The organism is Acidovorax sp. (genome assembly GCF_046294525.1).
Classification (GTDB): domain Bacteria; phylum Pseudomonadota; class Gammaproteobacteria; order Burkholderiales; family Burkholderiaceae_C; genus Acidovorax.
This window is the reverse complement of the sequence record NZ_JBKBKQ010000009.1, coordinates 74,119-95,924: the sequence shown is the minus strand read 5'-3', so window position 1 is coordinate 95,924 and position 21,806 is coordinate 74,119. Positions and strand designations below refer to the sequence as shown.

Below are 21,806 nucleotides of genomic sequence, written 5' to 3'. Positions count from 1 at the left end.
CCTCGCCACCTTCTGACAGGAATCTATCCATGAACAAACGCACCCTCCTGCAAGCCGCCCTGGCGCTCGCTGCGGCCAGCACTTTCAGCACGGCCCAGGCCCAGGCCCAGGCCCAGGCCCAGGCCCAGGCCACCACGCCCATCAAGTTCCAGCTGGACTGGCGTTTCGAGGGCCCCTCCGCCCTGTTCCTGCAGCCCGTAGCCAAGGGCTACTTCAAGGCTGCCGGCCTGGACGTGACGGTGGACGCCGGCAACGGATCGGGCGGCGCCGTGCAGCGCGTGGCCTCGGGCACGTACGACATGGGGTTTGCCGACCTGGCTGCGGTGATGGAGTTTCACGCCAATAACCCCGACGCGCAGAACAAGCCCGTGGCGGTGATGATGGTCTACAACAACACGCCCGCCTCAGTCATGGCGCTCAAGAAGAGCGGCATCACCAAGCCCGCCGACCTGGCCGGCAGGAAGCTGGGCGCGCCGGTGTTTGACGCAGGCCGCCGCGCGTTCCCCATCTTCCAGAAAGCCAACAGCATTGGCGCCGTGACCTGGACGGCCATGGACCCGCCGCTGCGCGAAACCATGCTGGTGCGCGGTGACGTGGACGCCATCACCGGTTTCACCTTCACATCGCTGCTGAACCTGGAGGCCCGCGGTGCCAAGGCCGCCGACGTGGTGGTGCTGCCCTATGCCGACTTCGGCGTGAAGCTGTACGGCAACGTGATCATCGCCAGCCCCAAGATGATCAAGGAGAACCCGGCCGCCATCAAAGCCTTCCTGTCCGCCTTTGCCAAGGGCGCCAAGGAAGTCATGGCCAACCCCGCTGCTGCGATAGAACACGTCAAGGCCCGCGACGGCATCGTGAACGTGCCGCTGGAAACCCGCCGCCTGCAGCTGGCCATCGACACCGTCATCAACAGCCCCGACGCGCGCGCTGAAGGCTTTGGCAAGGCCGTGCCGGGTCGCCTGTCGCTGATGGCGTCGCAGGTGTCCGACGCCTTCAACACCAAGACGCGCGTGAACGCGGACGATGTATGGAACCCCAGCTTCTTGCCCAGCAATGCAGAGCTGAACGTTCTCCCGAAAAAGTAATTACTATAAAACTGATAGCTGCTAGCGCTTGACAGATAAGCGCTAGCAGCCTATTTCATCTAAAAATTGTCTTCCATGCAGGCTGCCGATTCCTATTTTGTGGACTTACGAGATGTCTGGCTCGCGTACAACGAAGAGCTGCTCGCCAAGAACCACTTCGCTGTCGAGGCCATCGACCTGCAGATCCGCCAAGGCGAGTTCATCGCCATAGTCGGCCCTTCGGGCTGCGGCAAGTCCACCTTCATGAAGCTGGCCACGGGCCTCAAGATGCCGTCCATGGGCAAGATCCTGATCGATGGGCAACCGGTGACCGGCCCGCTCAAGATCTCGGGCATGGCCTTCCAGGCGCCGTCGCTGCTGCCCTGGCGCACCACGGTGGACAACGTGCTGCTGCCACTGGAAATCGTGGAGCCCCACCGCAGCCAGTTCAAGGCCAGGCGCAAGGACTACGAAGCACGTGCCCGCGCCTTGCTGCAGAAGGTGGGCCTGGGCGGGTACGAGGACAAGTTCCCCTGGCAGCTGTCGGGCGGCATGCAGCAGCGCGCCAGCATCTGCCGCGCGCTCATCCACGAGCCCAAGATGCTGCTGCTGGACGAACCCTTCGGCGCGCTGGACGCCTTTACCCGCGAAGAGCTGTGGTGCATCCTGCGCGACCTGCAGGCCGAGCAGAAATTCAACGTCATCCTGGTCACGCACGACCTGCGCGAAAGCGTGTTTCTGGCCGACACCGTCTATGTGATGAGCAAGAGTCCCGGCCGCTTTGTGGTGAAGCGCGACATCGAGCTGCCCCGCCCGCGCGACCTGGAGATCACCTACACCAAGGAGTTCACCGACATCGTGCACGAGCTGCGCGGACACATCGGCGCCATGCGCAAGAGCGGCGCGCCCATCCAGCAGTAAGCAACCACGCAACCAAGCACGCAACACCTTCCCTCAGACACCATGCACAAGAAAACCGTGGAACGCTGGTCGCCCTGGATACTGCTGGCGGCCACCATCCTGCTGTGGCAGATCATCTGCTCGGCCTTCAACGTCTCGGAGTTCATCTTCCCCAGCCCCTGGGCCATCGGCACGCAACTGGTGGAGTTTGGCGGCGTCATCGCCGGCCACGCCTGGCGCACCTTCTGGGTGACCATGGCCGGATTTGGCATCGCCATCGTGGTGGGCGTGCTGCTGGGCTTCCTCATTGGCAGCTCGCGTCTGGCCTATGCGGCCGTGTATCCGCTGATGACCGCCTTCAACGCGCTGCCCAAGGCCGCCTTCGTGCCCATTCTGGTGGTGTGGTTCGGCATCGGCGTGGGCCCCGCCATCCTCACGGCCTTTCTCATCAGCTTCTTCCCGATCATGGTCAACATCGCCACCGGCCTGGCCACGCTGGAACCCGAGTTGGAAGACGTGCTGCGCGTGCTGGGCGCCAAGCGCTGGGACGTGCTGACCAAGGTGGGCCTGCCGCGCTCCATGCCGTACTTCTACGGCTCGCTCAAGGTGGCGATCACCCTGGCGTTTGTGGGCACCACGGTGTCAGAGATGACGGCTGCCAACGAAGGCATTGGCTACCTGTTGATCAGCGCCGGCTCGTCGATGCAGATGGGTCTGGCCTTTGCGGGACTGATGGTGGTGGGCGCCATGGCCATGGCCATGTACGAGCTGTTCAGTTGGGTGGAAAAGCGCACCACGGGGTGGGCGCACCGGGGGTCGCAAGGGGAATAGGAACAGGAGTGGGCCGATGACGCGATCCATGGTGCACCGCGTCTCGGCCTCCTCTTGAAGGAGCGCAAAACACCGTTGGTGCGCTCTGCTACCGCTGCGCGTATGCGGGACGGAGTGCGCTCACCGCCTTCTCGATTCCCTCCCTCGCTGCGGGCCGGTCAATGACTTCACCGCAACGCAACAGGGGAAGCGGCTTTCCTTTCTGAGGCTGTGACTCACCGCGAATCACGGCCATATCTCCGAGTGCGTTTCACGCTTGATCTGCGCCGCGATTCCTTTCAGCCGTTCCACGTCGCCACGCATGCGCTGCACGATCACCGATGCCCATGCATCGCCCTGGTCCTTCAAATGCGCATCCGACTGGCCCGAGAGGCAAGCTGCGATAGCGTAGCTTTCGATATCTCTCAGGACAGGGGTTCGCACCGTGTCACCGTCTCTCTTTGCGCCGCACAGCCGACGAGGATGACTACGGCAAAAGCAAGAAGCACCCGCACCCGCCACATCCAGATTTCGCCAAACGCTTTTTCTCAATGGGCGATCAACGATGCGGACGCGCACCCGTAGGAAAACGATTCGGCGAAGGAAACCCCCCATCCGACTCCCACAACCCAGCCTGCGATCGCACGTAAACGCTCCATTCCTGGCGCGCAGGCACATAGCGGCTAAAACGGGTGATGAAACGGCCATCCACCCAGTCGCTGCGGACCGCGAGGAGCTGGTCCCTGCCACCCACCCGCAATTTTTTCCACGCCGCCTTGCCCGTCAGTGGCAAAAGGATGGGCCCAGTCCGGCCATTGGCTGCCTTGGCCTGGACGGGCTGCAGGCGGTTGCCGCGCAGCGCAAAAGGCCGTGTCAGCGGCCCGTTGTAAGTGCCTGCCTCTGCAGTGAGGTCCACGGTGACAAGTACCGTGGGATGGGGGGCCCCTTGGAGCACCGCTGCATCCAGCCGTGCCAGCGGCGCTTCCAGGGGAACTGTCTCCAGCACCTCGCCGCCGCAGTCGCGCAACTGCAGTACCGCAGGCGCCGCAGCGATGGTTTCGCCAGTGGCCCACAGGCGGTCCCGTTCGGCGGGCGCCAGTTGCTCGTCCAGTACGAGCTGGATTTTTTTGCAGCCCACTGACACCTCGATCTGCGCACGTGCCACAGAGCAAGCCAGTGCGATGAGCGCCAGGCACCACCCGCGCGTCATGACCGCCGCACCTCAATGCCTGCGATGACGCCTTCGCTCACCGCTACGGCCGGCATCAAGACGTTGATCTGCGAGTTCACGTCCTTGTCCAGGTCCACGCCAGCCCGCTCCAGGTCGCGCAGGTAGCGTTCGGTGTCGTTCTCGCTCGGGGGCGTGAGTTTGGAGATCGCGTCGCGCACCTTCATGCTTCCGTATCGGTTGATGTAGAGCGCCCTCTGGGCTGCATGGCCGTCCTCCATGGTGGAGAACACGGCAAACACGCCTACGGCGCCCGTGACATTGCCGATTTTGAGGGACGAGTCGCGCAGGTTGCCAGGATTGTTGGCGCGCCATGCGAGCGAGCCGCCGACCTTGACTGTGGTGGCGTAAGCAATGAATCTGCGCCATTGCGCGGGCGTCCTTGCAGCTGCCTGATTGACGGCGGCAATGGTGCTTTGGCTCAGTTCACCGCCTGCGACGATGGTGCCGGGAATGACAGGTTTGACCATGGGACAGGAAAATGGGGCATGCGGCCCCGGGAAGGGAGGCCGCAGTGTAGGCAGCGTGAGAGACAGGCGTTTGAGACTTTGTGCAACAGTCGCGACAGCCGGTTGCGCGGTGTGCGGAATGGAGCTTGCTTTTGGTCGAGCGTCTGCTGGTTCAGCGCCGTGTGTTGACCGCTTAACTGCGACCCTCTCTGCGCCGATGCCGCACTGTCGGCCACTCCGCCAAATCGCCATATCGTTTGTCCACCTATGCCTGACGCCCCCGCCTTGTCCCCAGACCAGATTACCCTGCATTTGCGCCGCGCCAACACCGTGGCGCAACGGGCCAAACACATGGGCCGCCACCCGTTTGGCGCGCTGCTGGTGGCGCCCGATGGCGACACGGTGCTGGCCGAGCAGGGCAACATCGACACCGTGAACCATGCCGAGAGCACGCTTGCGCGCACGGCGGCAGCGAACTATCCCGGAGCCTATCTGGCGCAGTGCACGCTGGTCACAACCTTCGAGCCCTGCGCGATGTGTGCAGGCACCATCTACTGGGCGGGCATTGGCCGCGTGGTGTACGGCGCGGACGAAAAGGCCTTGCGCGCCTTGACCGGCAACCACCCCGAGAACCCGACGCTGGATCTGCCCTGCCGCACCGTGTTTACAGCCGGGCAGCGCACCACTGACGTGGTGGGCCCGGTGGCGGAGCTGGAAGAGGAGCTCACTGCCCCCCACCGGGGCTTTTGGCGCTGAGCCGGCCGGGCATGCCGCGGTGACACGCTGCGGCCCAGGCCTAGTCCACTGAATCCGAGAAATCGGCGGTGCGCCGGGGCCGCGCTATGCGCCTAGATTGCGGCCTTGCCAGACCCTCACGCACCGCCGACTTCTCGGATTCAGTGGACTGGATGCGCACGACGCTCTACAGCGCTTACCTCGACATCGGGCACCGGTGGAAACGCTGACATATTTTCCCAGAGGGTCGCACGCGCCCGAGCGGACCTGTGCGTGGCGAAGGCGCGGACACGCACGCGCCCGCTTTTCCCCGTCACACTTCCAGAGAATCACACTTCCACAGATCGAGAAATAGCGCCGAGGTGGGGGTGGCACTGGTTGCGGGGTGCACCACCGTGGCCGGGCGCGGCTGAAAGAACACACACAAGGAGACAACCCATGACCCTTTCTGCTTCGGGCAAAGCGTTCGACCCCGTGCTGCGGGGTGTGCTGCCCAAGGGCCCAGCCTCCCTCGCAGACTACCCAGCCCCCAAGCACGGCGAATGGGTTGTCAAAGACTTCCGCTTTCACACCGGCCAGGTGCTTCCTGAACTGAGGCTTGCCTACACCACGGTTGGTGATCCCACGGGGGTGCCGGTGCTGGTGCTGCATGGCACCAATGGTTCGGCCGAGAGCATGCTCACCCCCGGTTTTGCGGGCGCACTGTTCGGCCCCGGCCAGCCTCTGGACGCGCGCAGGCATTTCATCGTGCTGCCGGATGCGATTGGCACAGGGCGGTCCAGCAAGCCCTCGGATGGTCTGCGCACCGCCTTCCCCACCTACAACTACGACGACATGGTGGCTACGCAGTACAGGCTGCTTACCGAACACCTGGGGCTGCGCCACCTGCGCGCCATCATCGGCTACTCCATGGGCGGGATGCACGCATGGCTCTGGGCACAGCGCCACCCGGATTCCATGGACATCGCCGTGCCCATGGCTGCGCTGCCCGCACCGATGTCGGGCCGCAACTGGATGATGCGCCGCCTGCTGATCGAGGCGATCCGCCAAGACCCGGAATGGCAGGGTGGCAACTACACGCGCCAACCCCGCATCCTGCAGCTCGCTTCGGTGTTCTTTGGCACAGGCACGAACGGCGGCCACCAAGGTTTGCAAAAGTTGGCGCCCACGCGCGCGGCGGCCGACGCGCTGCTGGACCATCGATTGAACACCCCGTTCGAAGGCGATGCCAACGACCACATCTACCAGTGGGAGGCGTCGCGCGACTACGACCCTGAACCCGGGCTGGAACGCATCACTGCGCGCGTGCTAGCCATCAACTCGGCCGACGACGAACGCAACCCACCCGAGTTGGGTGTGCTGGAACGCGCACTGGCCCGCATCGCGCACGCACACGCACACGCGTACGTGATCCCGGCCAGCGCCGACACCACCGGCCACAGCACGGTGTGCCAGGCGCACTTCTACCAAGACCGGCTGGTCCAGCTGCTGTCCACCGCACCGCGCCGATGAAGCAACAATTGCTACACATTTGATAGCTACTAGCGCTTTATGGATAAGCGCCAGAGGCCATTTTCATCAATATTTATTGGAGAAGTTCGCACTGATGCGCTGGCGCAGGTATTCGGCGCCGGTGATGGGCGGGTACTTTTTGGCGGGGCCTTCGATAACCGCGTCTTCATTGGCCTGGCAAAAGAAGGCCAGGCTGTAGCGCGCGCCCTGGTATTCGTGCGGCAAGGGGTTGCGCACGCGGTGGAAGTTGCTGGGCAGCAGATCGTCGCTCCAGCGCATGAGCATGTCGCCGATGTTGCAGGTGATGACGCCTTCGGCCGGCTCCACGCTGGTCCATAGGCGGCCCTCAGCCTCCTTGCCCGGCAGCACCTGCAGGCCGCCCTGGCCAGGGCGCTGGAACAGCAGCGTCAGGCAGTCGAAGTCGGTGTGGGCACCGGCGCGCCACAGGCCCAATTCGTCCTTGAGCGCAGGGTCCACCGCAAAGTAATGCAGCATGCGCAGCGTGCTCTGGTAGGTGGGCAGCTCGGGGTTGTGGGCGCGGGTGAAGAAGTTCGCGTCAAAGCCCAGCTTGTAGGCAAAGCACGACAGCAGGCGCATGCCCATCTCCCAGCACTGGCGCTCAAAAGCCAGCGTGGCGGCCTGAAAACCCGGCAGCTCGGCCTCGGTAGGCCACAGGCCCGCCATGCGCGGGCGGGTGACCTGGTAGGACTCCTTCTGGTCTGGCGTGCGGGTGGAGGGGCGGATCTGCGCCTTGTGCTCCCAGCCCGCGTTGCGCGACAGGGGCCACTGGGCCTTGGTGTCTTTGGGTTGGTCGAAAAAGGCCTCGGCGCGCGCAAAGGCGGCACGGATGTCGTCGATGGGAATGCCGTGGTTCTTCACCTGGAAGAAGCCGATATCGACGGAGGCGCTCCACAACTGCTCGGCGATCTCGTGCTTGCGCGCTTCGAAGTTGGAGATGTCGATACAGCGCACTTCTCGCGTGGAGGTCTCGCCGTCCATCGCGCTGCCCATGCGCGATTCTTTTTCCAGCTCGCCCAGCACATCCGGGGCGACGGTGGGTTCATAGACGGGGGACGCCGTGGATGTGGCGGGGATAGCGATGCTCTGCATGGTGTGTTTTCCTTGAAGGATCAATGGCAAACAAGGCACACGGCAGGCCGCAAAGGGTAGCGAAGCAGCGGCACCACGCCATGTGGTCTTGAAGGGAACGATGGCAACGACCCGCAGACTGCGCAGGCCCTCCAAAGAAAGGCACACGCGCCGCACACAGGCCGCCACCGGCTTCAAGAGCAATGACCCGCCAGCTGTTTTGCGCAATGCATGGGGCTGGGCTGAACGCTTCTACTCTTGGCGAGGTAGCAAGCAAACGGCGGGCCAGCAGGCAATCACAGGGCCCGCGCGCGTTGCGGCCCACGACATCACCAAACCGGGGCACGGCCGCACCATGGCAGCGCAGCCGCGCCGCACTGCAGCGTGGGCCAGCCCGGTCAGCGGCCCTTGCACACTGGTCGGACTGCCGCCTTGCGCCAAGGCAACGCCAGCGCAACCAACGCCGCCTACGGCACGCGCCGCAGCGTTTTAGCCACGCCGGGCACGCATCCTGCATCAGCCCTTGCCGAGTAGAAGCGTTCAGCGCTGCCGCCCATGCGAGATGGTGGCGCCCGGAAATTGCTCAGTTCGACCCGGTCCTGCGGCGGCACACGCCTGCGGGCCCGGTGCTATCCACCGAATCTGGGCCTTCACCATGCTGATGCAACGCCGCCGCTTTCTCACCACCACCCTCGCCTCCGCCATCGCCGCCACGCTGGGCGCGCCTGCCGTGCACGCGCAGGGTGCGCTCATCCCGCTCAAGTTCACGCTGGACTTTCGCGTGACAAGCCAGACCTCGCCCTTCTTCCTGGCGCAGGCCAAGGGGTACTACAAGGACGAAGGCCTGGACGTGAGCATCGACGTGGGCGCAGGCTCGGTCGCATCGATCACGCGCGTGGCCAGCGGCGCGTATGACCTGGGCCTGGGCGACATCAGCTCGCTCGCTGAGTTCCACGCACAGAACGCCGACACGCCGGTGCAGGCCATCTACCAGTACTACAACCGCGCGCCGTTTGTCATCATCGGCCGCAGGGACCGGGGCATCACCACTGACTTCTCATCGCTCAAGGACAAAAAGGTGGCGGCGGCGGCGGTGGAATCCACCCGCCGCAGCTGGCCCATGGTGGCCCGTGCACTCAAGACAACGCCCGAGCTGTTCAGCTGGGTGACCACCGATTTCAGCGCACGCGACAACGTAGTAGTGCGCGGTGATGTCGATGCCGCTACCTACTTCCACGACTCGGCCGTGTCACTGTTTGCACGCGTTCCGCCCAAAGACTTGGCGGTACTCGAATACAGCAAAGCCGGCCTGCACCTGTACGGCAACGCCATCCTGGCCGGCAAGCTGCTGCAGGAAAAGCCCGAGGCGGCCAAGGCCTTCCTGCGCGCAAGCAACCGCGCGCTGCGCGAGACGCTGGCCAACCCCGAGTCAGCGTTTGCCGCCATCAAGGCACGTGAGGCCATTCTGAACATGGACGTGGAGCGCGAGCGCTGGAGCATTACGCGCCAGTACCTGCAAACAGCCGAATCGCAAGCCGTGGGATTGGGCGGCGTACAGCCTGCCGTGCTGGCGCACCAGATCGACGAGGTGCACACCGTGTTCAACCTGGCGCGCAAGCCCGCGCCGGAGCGCGTGTTCAACCCCGCCTTCCTGCCCGCGCTGGCCGACCGCAAGGTGGTGGCATGAACCGCACGGCATATCAGGACCTGCTGCCGCAAGAAGCCGCGCTGGGCGAACCCGACGGCAAGTACTTGCGCCAGGCCATTGCCCTGGCTGACAAGGCCCGCGCGCGCGGGAACCGGCCTTTTGGCGCCTTGATCGTTGGGGCCGACGGCAGCGTGCTGGCCGAGGCCTGGAACGCCACCGGCGAAAACGGCGACTGCACAGCACACGCCGAGACTTCGGCCGTTCGGTTGGCCAGCCCCGCGCACAGCCGCGAGACCCTGGCTGGCGCCACGCTGTACTCGTCGGCCGAACCCTGCGTGATGTGCGCGGGCGCCATTTACTGGTCCAACATCGGGCGCGTGGTCTACGGCATCGATGCGGTGCGCCTGCGCGTGTTCCGCGGCGAGCGGCTGGACCAGCGCGACGCCGAGCTGTCTTGCCGCGATGTGTTCAACAGCTCGCCCCACCGCATCGAGTGCTTGGGGCCCGCGCTGATCGAGGAGTCGTCCACCTCACACCAGGGGGCATGGAAAACATGAGGATGCGTGCATGCCGAAAGGCATGCATACATGTCACACATTGTTCATGGCATGCCAAATGCATAGCGGTGGCGACAGCAACCAATCACCTTGACGGAGACACTCCATGCATGCCCTGCTGGCCGCCGTGCCACATCACCCGTTCGACGAGCCAGCCGACCTCGACGACACCGATGGCACCTACCTGCGCAAGGCCATCGCCTGGTCGTGCACGGCACGTGCACGCGGCAACCGGCCCTTCGGCGCGGTCGTGGTCGGCGCCGATGGAGAGGTGCTGGCCGAGGCCTATTGCAATGCCACTGAAACGGGCGACTGCACTGGCCACGCCGAGACCAATGCGGTGCGCCAGCTCAGCCCGCGCGTGGGCCGCAATGCCCTGGCCAAGGCCACGCTGTATTCGTCGGCCGAGCCCTGCGTGATGTGTGCGGGCGCCATCTTCTGGTCGGGCATTGGGCGCGTGGTGTTCGGCATTGATGCCGAGCGCCTGCGCGTATTCCGGGGCGAGCGGGCCGAGCAGCGCGATGCCGAACTGTCGTGCCGCGACGTGTTTGCCGCCTCCCCCCACGCCATCGAGTGCATCGGCCCGGCGCTGGTCGAAGAAGCCAGCGCGCCCCATATCGGGTTCTGGAAAGTCTGATCCATTCCCGCGCGGGCAGAATCTGCAGCGCACACTCTGCACTCCCCGTGCCTCGCACCAAAGCCATGACCGAATTCGAAGCCGAAGCCGCCTCCGGCGCGCTGCTCAGCCGCGCCAAACAGGGGCGCGAACGCATCCTGGGCGCCATCCGTGAAGCGGCCATTGCCGAGTTCAGCCGCCATGGGTTCAAAGGGGCATCCACCAAGGCCATTGCCGAGCGAGCCGGCCTGACCAAGCCCCAGCTGCACTACTACATCAGCAGCAAGGAAGAGCTGTACGAAGAACTGCTGTACTCGGTGCTCAACGGCTGGTCGGGTGCTTTCATCTTTGATGCCAACAGCAACGACCCCAAGACGGTGCTGAGCAACTACGTGCGCAAGAAGCTCGACTACGCGCTGGACAACCCGGGGCTGTCGCGCATCTTCACCACCGAGGTGCTGGGCGGTGGGCGCAACCTGGGCAAATACTGGCCCGTGGCCGTCAAGTCCACCCAGCAGAAGGTGGACCTCATCAACCGCTGGATTGCCGAAGGCCGCATGCGCGCCGTCAACCCCACGCTGCTGCTCATGCAGATCTGGGGCATGACGCAGCACTACGCCGACTACGGCGTGCAGGTGCACATCATGCTGGGCCTGGCGCCCGACGAGCCCATCGACCGCGAGCCCATCGTGCGCGAACTCACCAGCTTTGTGCTGCTGGGCTGCGGCCTCGCACCAGCCTAAAGCCCCATGCCCATTTCTGGGCATGGTCTGCGCACCAAAGGGCCTGAGGGGCGCGATGCGCACCAGCACGCGGCGCAAATCCGTCGCGATAAGGCCGCGTTGATCCACCACAAAGACGTTTGACCGCTTTTTGTGGCTGGCACAGCCTTTGCAATAGTTTGACCAATCGATCAAATCACATGGTCAAAAATGCAGACAGCCCCTGACACCGCCAGCGCCACCCGCACAGAACACACGTTCGAGCTGATCCTGCAGCGCAGCCAGATGCGCTTGCCCGTTGGCCCCGGCGAGAGCATGGCCGACGTGTTGCAGCTCGCTGGCGTGCCGCTGGAAACCCTGTGCGAGCAGGGCGTGTGCGGCACCTGCGTGACCCGCTGGCTGGACGGCGAGCCCGACCACCGCGACAGCTGCCTGAGCGCCGCAGAGCAAGCCACCCACGTCGCCGTGTGCTGCGCACGCAGCCACAGCACCACGCTAACGCTGGATCTCTAGGCTCCGCCCATCCCTCCCACCCGAAGGACACCCGCCATGCGCATCCTCGTGATCTATTGCCACCCGGTAGAGACCAGCTACAACGCCGCCCTGCACACCGAGGTGGTGCAGCAATTGCGCGGTGCGGGCCATGAGGTGGACGACTGCGACCTGTACGCCGAGGGCTTTAACCCCGTGATGACCCGCGAGGAGCGCCTGGGCTACCACGAGGTACCCAGCAACCAGTTGCCCGTGCAGGGCTATGTGGACCGCTTGCTCTGGGCCGAGGCGGTGGTGTTCTGCTTTCCCACCTGGTGCTTTGGCATGCCGGCGATGCTCAAGGGATTTTTCGACCGCGTGCTCATGCCCGGCGTGGCCTTTGACATCAGCGACCCGCACAACGTCAAGCCGTCCCTCACACACATCAAGCGCATCTCTGCCGTGGTCACCTACGGCCGCCCCCGCTGGACGGCCCTGTTCATGGGCGACCCGCCACGCAAGTCCATCACCCGCTACATGCGCCTGCTCACCGGTGGCAAGGCGCGGGTGGACTACCACGCCTACTACCACATGAACGTGGCCACACCACCCCGGCTGGCGGCCTTCAAGGCCCGCGTGGGCCAGGCCATGGCGCGCTTTGCATAAAACCAATTTCTAAGGGCCACGGCATGCACGCATCCAGCACCCCCGACCACATCCTGCGCGCCCGGCTGCCGCGCTGGCTGCTGCCCGCCGCGTGGCCGCAGCAGGGCCACCAGCCCGCACTGGCCGATTTGCACCTGGCCCAGGGCCGCATCGTGCAGGTGCTGCCCCATGGCACCCAGCCAGCGCCCCACGGCACGGTGTGGGACGTGGCAGGCGCGCTGGTGCTGCCCGGCCTGGTGGATGCACACACCCACCTGGACAAGGCCTTCACCCTGCCCCGCATGGGCGTGGTCAAGCCCGGCCTGCTGGGCGCCATCGAGGCCATGATGGTGGACCGCCAGGGCTGGACCGAAGCCGACATCCACGCCCGCGCCAGCCGCGCTCTGCAATGGGCCTACGACGCGGGCACCGTGCACCTGCGCAGCCACTGCGACTGGTGGGAGCCCGACGCACAGCCACTGGCCTGGAACGTGTTGCGCGCACTGGCGCACGACTGGGCCGACCGCATCACGCTGGAGCGCGTAAGCCTGATCCCCTTGCACCTGTATACGGACCGCAGCGCCGCCCTGCGACTGGCCGCCACCGTGGCCGCCAGCGGCCCGGGCGCATTGCTGGGCGGGTTTGTGCATTCCACCAACTGGGACCCGCAGGCGCTGCGCCACCTGTTGGAAGCCGCACAACACCACGGGCTGAACGTGGACCTGCACGTGGACGAAGAACTGCACCCCGGCGCCCAAGGCTTGGCGACCACGGCCGCACTGCTCAAGGAGCTGCGCTTTGAAGGCCATGTGGTCTGCGGGCACACGTGCGCGCTGGCGGCACAGGACGAGGCCACCGCCCTCGCCACGCTCGACGCCGTCGCGCAAAGCCCCATCACCCTGGTCACGCTGCCCATCACCAACCTGCTGCTGCAGGACGCCACCACCGGCCGCACGCCGCGCCAGCGTGGCCTGACGCTGGTGAAGGAGGCCCGTGCACGCGGCATCCCGGTGCTGGTGGCCAGCGACAACGTGCAAGACCCGTTCTGCCCTGTGGGCAGCTTCGACCCGCTGGAGGCCTTGGCCACGGGCGTGCTGGCGGCGCAGCTGGAGGCACCCTTTGACCAATGGAGCGAATCCCTGTGCCGCACCGACTGGCTGCGCTCCGGCAGCACTGGCCCCACCGCGCTGCCGCTGCAGCCCGGTGCGGTGGCTGACCTGCTGGTCTTCACCCAGGCCGACCACTGGGGCTTTCCATCGCGCACACAAGGCGCGCAGGGCCGCGTGGTGCTGCGCCAGGGCCGCGTCGCCAGCGGCCACGCACCAGCCGCCTGGCATGTGCCCACCACCCAAACCGCAAGGAGCCTCGCATGAGCCCCGCATCCGCAATCGCACCGGCGCCCGGCATCGCCCAGCCCCTGGCCCGCTACGCCGCATGGCGCCGCGCAGGCGACTTCATCTACCTGAGCGGGATCATCGCCGTGGACCCTGCAGCCAGCCGCATCGTGCGCGGCTATGCCGACATCCCCGACGAGGCCGCCACGCTGATTGGCCGCACCGGCGAATTCAGCAGCGACATCAAGGAGGGCCCCATCCTCGCGCAGAGCTGGTATGTGCTCGACCGCATCCGCCAGACCATCGAGGCCACAGGCGGCCAGATGTCCGACGTGTTCAAGCTGGTGCAGTACTTCAAGAACCTGGACCACTTCCCACAGTACAGCCGCGTGCGCAAGCTGTTCTTCCCCGGCGAGCCCCCCGCATCCACCGTAGTGGAAGTGAGCGGCATGTTGCCCACGCCCGACATCCTGATCGAGGTCGAAGCCACGGCCTATCTGTCACAGCGCTGATCCACCCCCGACACCTTCACGAAAGTCCTTCATGCTGCACGGCTACAACCCGCCCCACCGCTACCTGCCCTACCTGAGCTGGACCGAGATCGCCGACCTGCCAGACAAGGAAAACACCGTCATCGTGCTGCCCACCGGCGCCACCGAGCAGCATGGCCCGCACCTGCCCTGTGCGGTGGACACGGTGATCAGCGCGGGCGTGGTGGGCCACGCGCTGGCGCGCCTGCCGGCCGAGGTGCCTGCGTTCGCGATGGCGCCGATCACCTACGGCAAGTCCGAAGAACACCTGCACTTCCCCGGCACTGTCACGCTGAGCGGCGAGACCCTGCTGGCCACCATGAACGAGGTGGGCGAGTCGGTATACCGCGCGGGGTTTCGTAAGCTGCTGTTCGTCAACGGCCACGGCGGACAGCCACAGGTGATGGAGATGTGCGCCCGCGAGCAGCGCCTGCGCCATGGCGACTTCATTGTGGTGCCCAGCTTCACCTGGCGTGTGCCACATGTGGCGGGCAAGTACCTGTCCGACACCGAAAAGAAACTGGCCATGCACGCAGGCCACGCCGAGACCGCACTGATGCTGGCCCTGGCCCCCGACACCGTGCACATGGAGCGCGCGGTGGTCAACTACCCGCCCGTATTTGATTCGCCCCTGCTCTCGCCCGACGGCCGCCCCGCCTGCGCCTGGAGTGCCCGCGACTTCGGCCCCAGCGGAATCATTGGCGACCCGCTGCCCGCCACGGCCGAGCAGGGCCACGCCATCCTCGAATCGCTGGCCGTGAGCTGGGCCGCTGCCATCACCGAACTGCACAAGCTGCAGTGGGCACCGCGCGTTGAGCCCACCTGGGGCCGCGCCCAACACACCGGCCACATCGAGCACCCGTCCGCGCTGGCCTGAAACCTGCGAACGCCACCACCAATCCTTTTCGCGTTCCCTTCGTTGTCCCTTCGTTCCACCTCCACCCCCTACCGGAGTACCACCATGATGAAGATCGCCTCCCGCCTTTCCAAAATTGGTGCAGCCGCGCTGCTCGCTGTTGGTGCCGTCGGCACCATGTCGAGCACTGCCCACGCGCAAGAGAAGTTCACCTACATGACCAACTGGTACGCGCAGGCCGAGCATGGCGGCTTCTACCAGGCGGTGGCCACGGGCCTGTACAAAAAATACGGGCTGGACGTGACCATCAAGATGGGCGGACCGCAGGTCAACATCGTGCAGATGATGGCCGCTGGCCAGGCCGAATGCGTGATGGGATCGAGCGACCTGCAGATGATCCAGATGCGTGAAGGCGGCGTGCCCGTGGTCAACGTGGCCGCGGTGTTCCAGAAGGACCCGCAGGTGCTCATCGCGCACGAGGACGTGAAGAAGTTCGAAGACCTCAAGGGCAAGACCATCCTGATCGCATCGTCTGCCCAGCGCGGTTACTGGCCCTGGCTCAAGGCCAAGTACGGCTTCACCGATTCGCAGACCCGCCCCTACACCTTCAACATCCAGCCCTTCGTCGCCGACAAGAACAGCGCCCAGCAGGGCTACCTGACCTCCGAGCCGTTTGCGATTGCGAAGGCGGGTGTCAAGGCCAACACGCTGATGTTCAGCGACCAGGGCTACCCCGCCTACGCCACCACCATCTCGTGCATGGAAAAGACGGTGAAGGACCGCAGCGCCGCCGTAGCCTCGTTCGTGAAGGCGTCGATGGAAGGCTGGAAGAGCTACCTGGCCGACCCGGCCCCCGCCAACGCGCTCATCAAGAAAGACAACCCCAACATGACCGACGAGCAGCTCGCCTACAGCGTGGCCAAGCTCAAGGAGATGGGCATGGCGACCGGGGGCGACGCAGCCACCATGGGCATCGGCATCATGACCGACGCGCGCGCCAAGGCCAGCTACGACTTCCTGGTGGACGCCAAGCTCATCGACCCCGCCAAGGTCAAGCTGACCGAGACCTACACCACCGCCTTCGTCAAAGACCTCAAGGTTCTGCCCTGAGCCCTGACAGCCCTGAAACAGCGGCCGGTGCGCAGCCCTCCCACGCCCGGCCGCATCCATCGAAAGGCGACCATGACATCCCCCGCTGAATCTCCACCGCTGGCACACGCCCAGGCACCGGTGCACCATTCCACGCCCGCCGTGGAGGTGCTCTCCGCCGAAAAAACCTACCCCAACGGCACGCAGGCCCTTCTGCCGGTGGACCTGACCATTGAGGAAGGCGAATTCGTCACCCTGCTCGGCCCCTCGGGCTGCGGCAAGAGCACGCTGCTGAAAATGGTGGCGGGCCTGCTGGAGCCCACCGACGGCCGCCTGCACCTGTGGCACAAGCCCGTGGCGCAGTTGGACGAAAGCGGCAAGAAGATGGCGTTTGTCTTTCAGTCACCCACGCTCATGCCCTGGGCCAGTGTGCAGACCAATGTGCGCCTGCCGCTGGACCTTGCGGGTGTGCCACGTGCCGAGGCCGATGCGCGCGTGACCGAAGCGCTGGCGCTGGTGGGTTTGTCCAAATTTGCCAACGCCCTGCCCCGCGCGCTGTCGGGCGGCATGCAGATGCGGGTATCGATTGCGCGTGGCCTGGTCACCCAGCCCGACCTGCTGCTGATGGACGAGCCCTTTGGCGCACTGGACGAGATCACGCGCCACAAGCTGGACGCCGACTTGCTGGATCTGTGGCGCAAGAAGAAGCTCACCGTGATCTTCGTGACGCACTCGATCCACGAGGCGGTGTTCCTTTCCAGCCGCGTGGTCATGATGGCCGCGCGCCCCGGCCGCGTGGTCGAAGAGTTCCGCATCGACGCGCCCTACCCCCGCACGGCCGACTTCATGGTGTCGCCCGAATTCAGCCGCTACGCCAAACTGCTGCAGGACAGCCTGCTGCGCGCCAGCGTGGACACCGAGGAGACCGTGGCATGAGCACCCCCTTCCCTTCCGCACCGATGGCGTCGCCCGTGGTCACCGCCCACCCCGCAGCCGCTCCACGCTCAGCGCCTGCACCCGTCGCTGCCAAACCTGCTGCCAAGGCCACACCCAAACGCCCGCCGCTCATGGCCCAACCCCGCGTGCAGCGCGTGGTCTACCCCGTGCTGGTCGGTCTGGTGCTGATTGCGCTGTGGCAGGGGCTGGTCACGGCCATGGAGCTGCCACCCTACCTGGTGCCATCGCCCATCCTGATGATGAAGACGCTGTTCACCGACTGGGCCGCCCTGGGCGGCTCGCTGTGGGTCACCGTCAAGATCACGGTGCTGGCCTTTGTGGTAGCCACCGTGGCGGGCGTGCTGATCTCGTTCCTGTTTGTGCAGAGCAAACGCATCGAGACCGCACTGTTCCCCTACGCCGTGCTGCTGCAGGTCACGCCCATCGTGGCCGTGGCGCCGCTCATCATCATCTGGGTGAAGGACCCGACGGCCTCGATGGTGATCTGCGCCGCACTGGTCGCCCTGTTCCCCATCATCAGCAACACCACGCTGGGCCTGCGCAGTGTGGAGCCTGATCTGCAAAGCTACTTCCAGCTCAACCGCGCCACGCGGCTGCAGACGCTGCTGCGCCTGCGCATACCGAGTGCGCTGCCCTACTTCTTTGGCGGGCTGCGCATCTCCAGCGGCCTGGCGCTCATCGGCGCTGTGGTGGCGGAGTTTGTGGCGGGCACCGGGGGCCAGGGTGCGGGGCTGGCGTACCAGATCCTGCAGGCGGGCTTTCAGCTCAACATCCCGCGCATGTTTGCTGCGCTGCTGCTGATCTCGCTCACCGGTGTCGCGCTCTTCGTGCTGATGGCGTGGCTGACGCGCATCGCTCTGGGTGGCTGGCACGCCAGCGAAAACAGCATGGACTAACCCCCTGAGCCGCTGCGCGTCTTCCCCCAGGGGGACGCCGCCCCTGCGGCGGGGCGGCCCTTGCACGGCGGCACTGGTAGGGACCGCGCATTCGACGCCTTGGGGTGGCGCGTGACGCTTTGAACCACCAAGCCATCCTTCCACGACTACCGCCCTGCTCGATCACGCGCGGCAAGGGCTTCCTTTTGCCCCAAACGGCCACCAACGGCCAAGGAGATACCGACATGACCACCACCGCCCAACAACTGCCCGACCTACTGCCCGACCTGGACTGGATTGCCGACCCGCTGCGCGTGGGCCGCCTCTCGCAGGACTTTGCCTGGTTCAGCCCCGTGCTCAAGCGCGACCTGACGGGCAAGCGCGGCGACATCGCCGTGCGCCCGCGCACCGAAGCAGAAATCCGCCAGGTGGTGGCCGCCTGCGCCAGCGCGGGCATCCCCATCACCGTGCGCGGCAGCGGCACCGGCAACTACGGCCAGAGCACACCGCTGCACGGCGGCGTGATCCTGGACCTGTCGGGCTACAACGCCTTTGGCTGGGTGCGCGGCGGTGTGGGCCGCGCGCAGTCGGGCATCCGGCTGGCGGACTTTGATGCGCAGGCCAAGCCCCACGGGCAAGAGCTGCGCTGGTTGCCCAGCACCTACCGCAGCGCCACGCTGGGCGGGCTGTTTGGCGGCGGCTTTGGCGGTGCGGGCTCCATCAACCACGGCCCGCTGGCCGCGCCCGGCAATGTGCTGGCCGTGCGCGCCATGACGGTGGAGCCCGAGCCGCAAGTCATCGAACTGCGCGGCCCCGAGGCCATGCTGCTGCACCACACCTACGGCACCAACGGCATCGTGCTGGAGCTGGAAGTGGCCCTGACCCCCGCCGTGGCATGGACCGAATGCATCGCCACCTTCGAGCAGTTTGACGCCGCACTGGAGTTTGCCGACCGCTTTGGCAGCGCACCCGGGCTGGAGAAAAAGGAGGTGTGTTTTGTAGCCGCCCCCATCCCGCAGTACTTCACCAGCCTGGCCGAGCACCTGCCCGCCGACCAGCACGCGGTGCTGCTGCTGGTGGCCCCGCACTCAGAAGCCGGCATGCGCGACATGGTGGCGCAGCACAGCGGCCAGGTCACCTACCGCAAGACGGCCGACGAAGTGGCCAGCAGCCACAAGACGCTGCTCGAATACACCTGGAACCACACCACCCTGCATGCCCTCAAGGTGGACAAGGGCCTGACCTACATCCAGAGCGGCTTCAACCCCATGCACCGCCTCAAGCAGGTGAAGGCGCTGGAGGCCGCGCTGAAAGGCGAGGTGATGATGCATCTGGAATTCTTGCGCACCAAGGAAGGCGCCTTCAACTGCAGCGGCCTGCAGATCATCCGCTACACCACCGAAGAGCGCCTGAACCAGATCATGCAGATCTACCGCGACCACGGCGTGCAGATCAACAACCCGCACGTGTACATCGTGGAAGACGGCAAGCAGAACAACCTGGACCCGGCCGTGGTGGGCATGAAGCGCCGCTTCGACCCGCAAGGGCTGCTCAACCCCGGCAAGCTGCGCAGCTGGTACACGGCAGAACCGACATCCCCCGTGGAGGCGCCTGCGCAGACACCCGTACGCCAAACAGCGTAGAGGAAACGGGTGGCGTGCACCCACCCGTAGGCCTCTAACGCTTGCCTGCAGGGCATAATCAGCTACTCATTTCGTAGCAGACCATCACCCCATGCCTTGGCACGCCCGCCTTCAGCTCGACTACACGGCAGAGCACAACGCCCGCACCGTCGCCCGCTACGAGCACAACGGGCCGCTGCGCATCCTGCAAAGCCTGTACCCCGAGGGCGACGCCATCTGCCACAACGTGCTGGTGCACCCGCCCGGCGGCCTGGTGGGCGGCGACACGCTGGACATCACCACCACCGTGGGCCCCGGCGCCCACGGCCTGGTCACCACGCCCGGCGCTACGCGCTTTTACCGCTCCACCGGCCCGCTGGCGCTGCAGCGCAGCCACCTCACCCTGGCTGAAGGCGCACGCCTGGAATGGCTGCCGCTGGAGGCCCTGTGCTACAGCGCCTGCCACGCTGAAAACCACCTCACGCTGAACCTCGCCCCCGGCGCCGAATGCATCGCCTGGGACGTGACGGCGCTGGGCCTGCCGCACGCGGGCCAGCCGTTTGAACAAGGCCGCTTCACCCAGCACCTGGAAGTGCCCGGCCTGTGGCTGGAGCGCGGCGTGATCGACGCCGCCGATGACCGCCTGCTGAGCAGCCCCTTGGGTTTAGCGGGCCACCGCTGCACGGCCAGCATGTTCTTTGCCGCAGGCGCGCCGCTAGACCGCACCCGCCGCGACGCGGCCCTGGACGCGGCCCGCGCAGTGATGGATCAGCACCCCCAGGTCAAAGCCACCGCAGGCGCCACCAGCCCCAACGACCGCATGGTGGTGGTGCGCGTGCTGGCGCCGCAGGTGGAGCCTGCGATGAAACTGCTCAAGGCGGTGCGGGTGGCTTGGCGGGCGGTGCTGTGGGATTTGCAGGGGGTGGCGCCCAGAATCTGGGCGATGTAGGCCGGACCTCTCAAAATATTGCGCGTCCATGTCGATCGGCAGCCCTCTGATTCGTCGTACATACATCCCAACCTGGAGCGCCGCGCATGAAATACCTGGGCCTCGCCTACTACAGCCCCGATCAATTTGCCGCCATGCCACCCGGCGATGTCCTGGCCCTGGTGAGCCAATGCCAGCCGCTGGACGAAAAGATGCGCGCCACCGGGAAGGTGAGGGTGTCTGCATCGTTGGGCGAGCAGCACAGCTGGGTCACGCTGCGCCCGCAAGGCGGCACGCCGCGCATCAGCGACGGGCCTTACACCGAGTCGAAGGAGGTGGTGGGTGGCCTGTTCATCATCGAGGCGGACACGCGCGAGGAAGCGATTCGCATCGCGTCCCTGCATCCGGCTGCTCAGCTAGGGGAAGAAGGCGGGTGGGCCGTGCAACTCATCCCCATGGACACTGTTTACACGGCGCTTTGAGAACGGTGCCGCATCGGGCAGCAGCGTTCACTCAAGCTCCCGGCACACCGTGGGGCGAGAGCTTTTCTGCCAGCAAATTCGCGGTGTAGCGCAGGCGCTCGATATCGGCATCCGCCTGCACGCCGCGACTGAAGCAGCACAAGGTGCCATAGACCCGCCCATTGGCCAAGCGCACCGGCGTGCTGAGGTGGGTGCCAATGGGGAAACCGGGATCGGGGGCTTTGCCGGAGGCGACATAGGGGGCCGCGTTGTCGATTTTTTCCGGGAGTCGGCCTTCCACCACACGCTGGCACCAACTCTCTTCGAGCGGATCGGACATTCCGGGCGCCAGCGGAGAGAAGTCTGCAGTGCTGTCCACCGCCTGGATCAAGCGGCGGCCGTCCACGAACTGCGAGACAAACGCTACGTCCATGCCCAGGCGCTTGCGCAGCAGCTGAAGCACGGCGGGCACCACAGGCGGCAGCGCGTCGTCCGAGGAGTCGCTGGCGGCCACCAGCAGCTCGGTGATGGTGAGATCGAGGTCGTCGGGGTTGTAGTCCAGGAGATGCATACCAACCAGTCTAAACCGTGACCCTACAGACGAGGGGCAACAGACATGTAGTTTCGGTATCGAATCGCACAGGCGCTGCACGGGCGCCGTCCGCGGCGCGGCGGCGCACCAACCCACCTCCGCAAAATCCCCCAACC

At 65.7% G+C, this 21,806-nt stretch carries 25 protein-coding genes; 20 read left to right on the top strand and 5 right to left on the bottom strand.

The window, feature by feature from the left end; genetic code table 11:
• Positions 1-29 precede the first annotated feature (29 nt).
• The 3 genes from ACK4HJ_RS10955 (at position 30) to ACK4HJ_RS10945 (ending at position 2,795) form a co-directional block, all read left to right on the top strand.
• The gene (locus ACK4HJ_RS10955; RefSeq protein ID WP_409831077.1) at positions 30-1,085 is read left to right on the top strand and encodes an ABC transporter substrate-binding protein; all 1,056 of its coding nucleotides are present in this window, start codon (positions 30-32) and stop codon (positions 1,083-1,085) included.
• Between the two features lie 75 nt (positions 1,086-1,160).
• Complete coding sequence (locus tag ACK4HJ_RS10950; protein WP_409831075.1) at positions 1,161-1,985, top strand: ABC transporter ATP-binding protein; 825 nt, start codon at positions 1,161-1,163, stop codon at positions 1,983-1,985.
• A 42-nt stretch (positions 1,986-2,027) separates the two neighbouring features.
• Complete coding sequence (locus ACK4HJ_RS10945) at positions 2,028-2,795, top strand: ABC transporter permease (protein WP_409831072.1); 768 nt, start codon at positions 2,028-2,030, stop codon at positions 2,793-2,795.
• A gap of 225 nt (positions 2,796-3,020) precedes the next feature.
• Here ACK4HJ_RS10945 and ACK4HJ_RS10940 read toward each other — a convergent pair whose 3' ends face one another.
• The 3 genes from ACK4HJ_RS10940 to ACK4HJ_RS10930 all read right to left on the bottom strand — a co-directional run bounded on the left by ACK4HJ_RS10940 (position 3,021) and on the right by ACK4HJ_RS10930 (position 4,472).
• A complete protein-coding gene (locus tag ACK4HJ_RS10940; RefSeq protein WP_409831069.1) occupies positions 3,021-3,218 on the bottom strand; it encodes a hypothetical protein in 198 nt (65 codons plus the stop codon).
• A gap of 115 nt (positions 3,219-3,333) precedes the next feature.
• Positions 3,334-3,984: a hypothetical protein gene (locus tag ACK4HJ_RS10935; protein ID WP_409831067.1), complete on the bottom strand. Its 651-nt coding sequence runs from the start codon at positions 3,982-3,984 to the stop codon at positions 3,334-3,336.
• Positions 3,981-4,472 carry a hypothetical protein gene (locus ACK4HJ_RS10930; protein WP_409831065.1) on the bottom strand — a complete coding sequence of 164 codons (492 nt, stop codon included), beginning with the start codon at positions 4,470-4,472 and terminating at the stop codon, positions 3,981-3,983. The genes ACK4HJ_RS10935 and ACK4HJ_RS10930 overlap by 4 nt, the downstream gene beginning before the upstream one ends.
• A gap of 246 nt (positions 4,473-4,718) precedes the next feature.
• Between ACK4HJ_RS10930 and ACK4HJ_RS10925 the strand changes: the two genes are divergently transcribed.
• Entirely contained in the window at positions 4,719-5,207 is a 489-nt protein-coding gene (locus ACK4HJ_RS10925; protein ID WP_409831062.1) for a nucleoside deaminase, read from the top strand.
• A gap of 417 nt (positions 5,208-5,624) precedes the next feature.
• Complete coding sequence (locus ACK4HJ_RS10920; RefSeq protein WP_409831058.1) at positions 5,625-6,698, top strand: alpha/beta fold hydrolase; 1,074 nt, start codon at positions 5,625-5,627, stop codon at positions 6,696-6,698.
• 66 nt (positions 6,699-6,764) lie between these two features.
• Here the strand turns inward: ACK4HJ_RS10920 and ACK4HJ_RS10915 are convergent, their stop codons facing one another.
• Positions 6,765-7,709: an isopenicillin N synthase family dioxygenase gene (locus tag ACK4HJ_RS10915; protein ID WP_409831173.1), complete on the bottom strand. Its 945-nt coding sequence runs from the start codon at positions 7,707-7,709 to the stop codon at positions 6,765-6,767.
• 739 nt (positions 7,710-8,448) lie between these two features.
• On the opposite strand from ACK4HJ_RS10915, the gene ACK4HJ_RS10910 reads away from it, so the two are divergent.
• From ACK4HJ_RS10910 to ACK4HJ_RS10840, 15 genes are all read left to right on the top strand, one after another.
• A complete protein-coding gene (locus ACK4HJ_RS10910; RefSeq protein WP_409831172.1) occupies positions 8,449-9,474 on the top strand; it encodes an ABC transporter substrate-binding protein in 1,026 nt (341 codons plus the stop codon).
• Positions 9,471-9,992 (top strand): nucleoside deaminase, encoded by a 522-nt coding sequence (locus tag ACK4HJ_RS10905; RefSeq protein WP_409831055.1) that lies wholly within the window; start codon positions 9,471-9,473, stop codon positions 9,990-9,992. The genes ACK4HJ_RS10910 and ACK4HJ_RS10905 overlap by 4 nt, the downstream gene beginning before the upstream one ends.
• A 106-nt stretch (positions 9,993-10,098) precedes the next feature.
• Positions 10,099-10,629 carry a nucleoside deaminase gene (locus tag ACK4HJ_RS10900; RefSeq protein ID WP_409831052.1) on the top strand — a complete coding sequence of 177 codons (531 nt, stop codon included), beginning with the start codon at positions 10,099-10,101 and terminating at the stop codon, positions 10,627-10,629.
• A gap of 65 nt (positions 10,630-10,694) precedes the next feature.
• A complete protein-coding gene (locus ACK4HJ_RS10895; RefSeq protein WP_409831050.1) occupies positions 10,695-11,351 on the top strand; it encodes a TetR family transcriptional regulator C-terminal domain-containing protein in 657 nt (218 codons plus the stop codon).
• Positions 11,352-11,540: 189 nt separating this feature from the next.
• A complete protein-coding gene (locus tag ACK4HJ_RS10890) occupies positions 11,541-11,843 on the top strand; it encodes a 2Fe-2S iron-sulfur cluster-binding protein (protein WP_409831048.1) in 303 nt (100 codons plus the stop codon).
• A gap of 36 nt (positions 11,844-11,879) precedes the next feature.
• The gene (locus tag ACK4HJ_RS10885; RefSeq protein ID WP_044398955.1) at positions 11,880-12,467 is read left to right on the top strand and encodes an NAD(P)H-dependent oxidoreductase; all 588 of its coding nucleotides are present in this window, start codon (positions 11,880-11,882) and stop codon (positions 12,465-12,467) included.
• Between the two features lie 23 nt (positions 12,468-12,490).
• Complete coding sequence (locus ACK4HJ_RS10880) at positions 12,491-13,819, top strand: amidohydrolase family protein (protein ID WP_409831045.1); 1,329 nt, start codon at positions 12,491-12,493, stop codon at positions 13,817-13,819.
• The gene (locus ACK4HJ_RS10875) at positions 13,816-14,292 is read left to right on the top strand and encodes a RidA family protein (protein ID WP_409831042.1); all 477 of its coding nucleotides are present in this window, start codon (positions 13,816-13,818) and stop codon (positions 14,290-14,292) included. Before ACK4HJ_RS10880 ends, ACK4HJ_RS10875 begins: the two co-directional genes overlap by 4 nt.
• Positions 14,293-14,323: 31 nt before the next feature.
• A complete protein-coding gene (locus ACK4HJ_RS10870) occupies positions 14,324-15,187 on the top strand; it encodes a creatininase family protein (RefSeq protein WP_409831041.1) in 864 nt (287 codons plus the stop codon).
• 84 nt (positions 15,188-15,271) lie between these two features.
• Positions 15,272-16,276 carry an ABC transporter substrate-binding protein gene (locus ACK4HJ_RS10865; protein WP_409831038.1) on the top strand — a complete coding sequence of 335 codons (1,005 nt, stop codon included), beginning with the start codon at positions 15,272-15,274 and terminating at the stop codon, positions 16,274-16,276.
• Between the two features lie 72 nt (positions 16,277-16,348).
• Positions 16,349-17,191: an ABC transporter ATP-binding protein gene (locus ACK4HJ_RS10860; RefSeq protein ID WP_409831035.1), complete on the top strand. Its 843-nt coding sequence runs from the start codon at positions 16,349-16,351 to the stop codon at positions 17,189-17,191.
• Positions 17,188-18,108 carry an ABC transporter permease gene (locus ACK4HJ_RS10855; protein ID WP_409831033.1) on the top strand — a complete coding sequence of 307 codons (921 nt, stop codon included), beginning with the start codon at positions 17,188-17,190 and terminating at the stop codon, positions 18,106-18,108. Before ACK4HJ_RS10860 ends, ACK4HJ_RS10855 begins: the two co-directional genes overlap by 4 nt.
• Positions 18,109-18,332: 224 nt before the next feature.
• Entirely contained in the window at positions 18,333-19,730 is a 1,398-nt protein-coding gene (locus ACK4HJ_RS10850; protein ID WP_409831030.1) for an FAD-binding oxidoreductase, read from the top strand.
• A gap of 91 nt (positions 19,731-19,821) precedes the next feature.
• Positions 19,822-20,658 carry an urease accessory protein UreD gene (locus ACK4HJ_RS10845; RefSeq protein WP_409831027.1) on the top strand — a complete coding sequence of 279 codons (837 nt, stop codon included), beginning with the start codon at positions 19,822-19,824 and terminating at the stop codon, positions 20,656-20,658.
• A gap of 86 nt (positions 20,659-20,744) precedes the next feature.
• A complete protein-coding gene (locus ACK4HJ_RS10840) occupies positions 20,745-21,119 on the top strand; it encodes a YciI family protein (RefSeq protein ID WP_409831026.1) in 375 nt (124 codons plus the stop codon).
• A 31-nt stretch (positions 21,120-21,150) separates the two neighbouring features.
• Here ACK4HJ_RS10840 and ACK4HJ_RS10835 read toward each other — a convergent pair whose 3' ends face one another.
• Positions 21,151-21,669, bottom strand: coding sequence for a GAF domain-containing protein (locus ACK4HJ_RS10835; RefSeq protein ID WP_409831024.1), 519 nt, complete (start codon positions 21,667-21,669; stop codon positions 21,151-21,153).
• Positions 21,670-21,806: the final 137 nt, after the last annotated feature.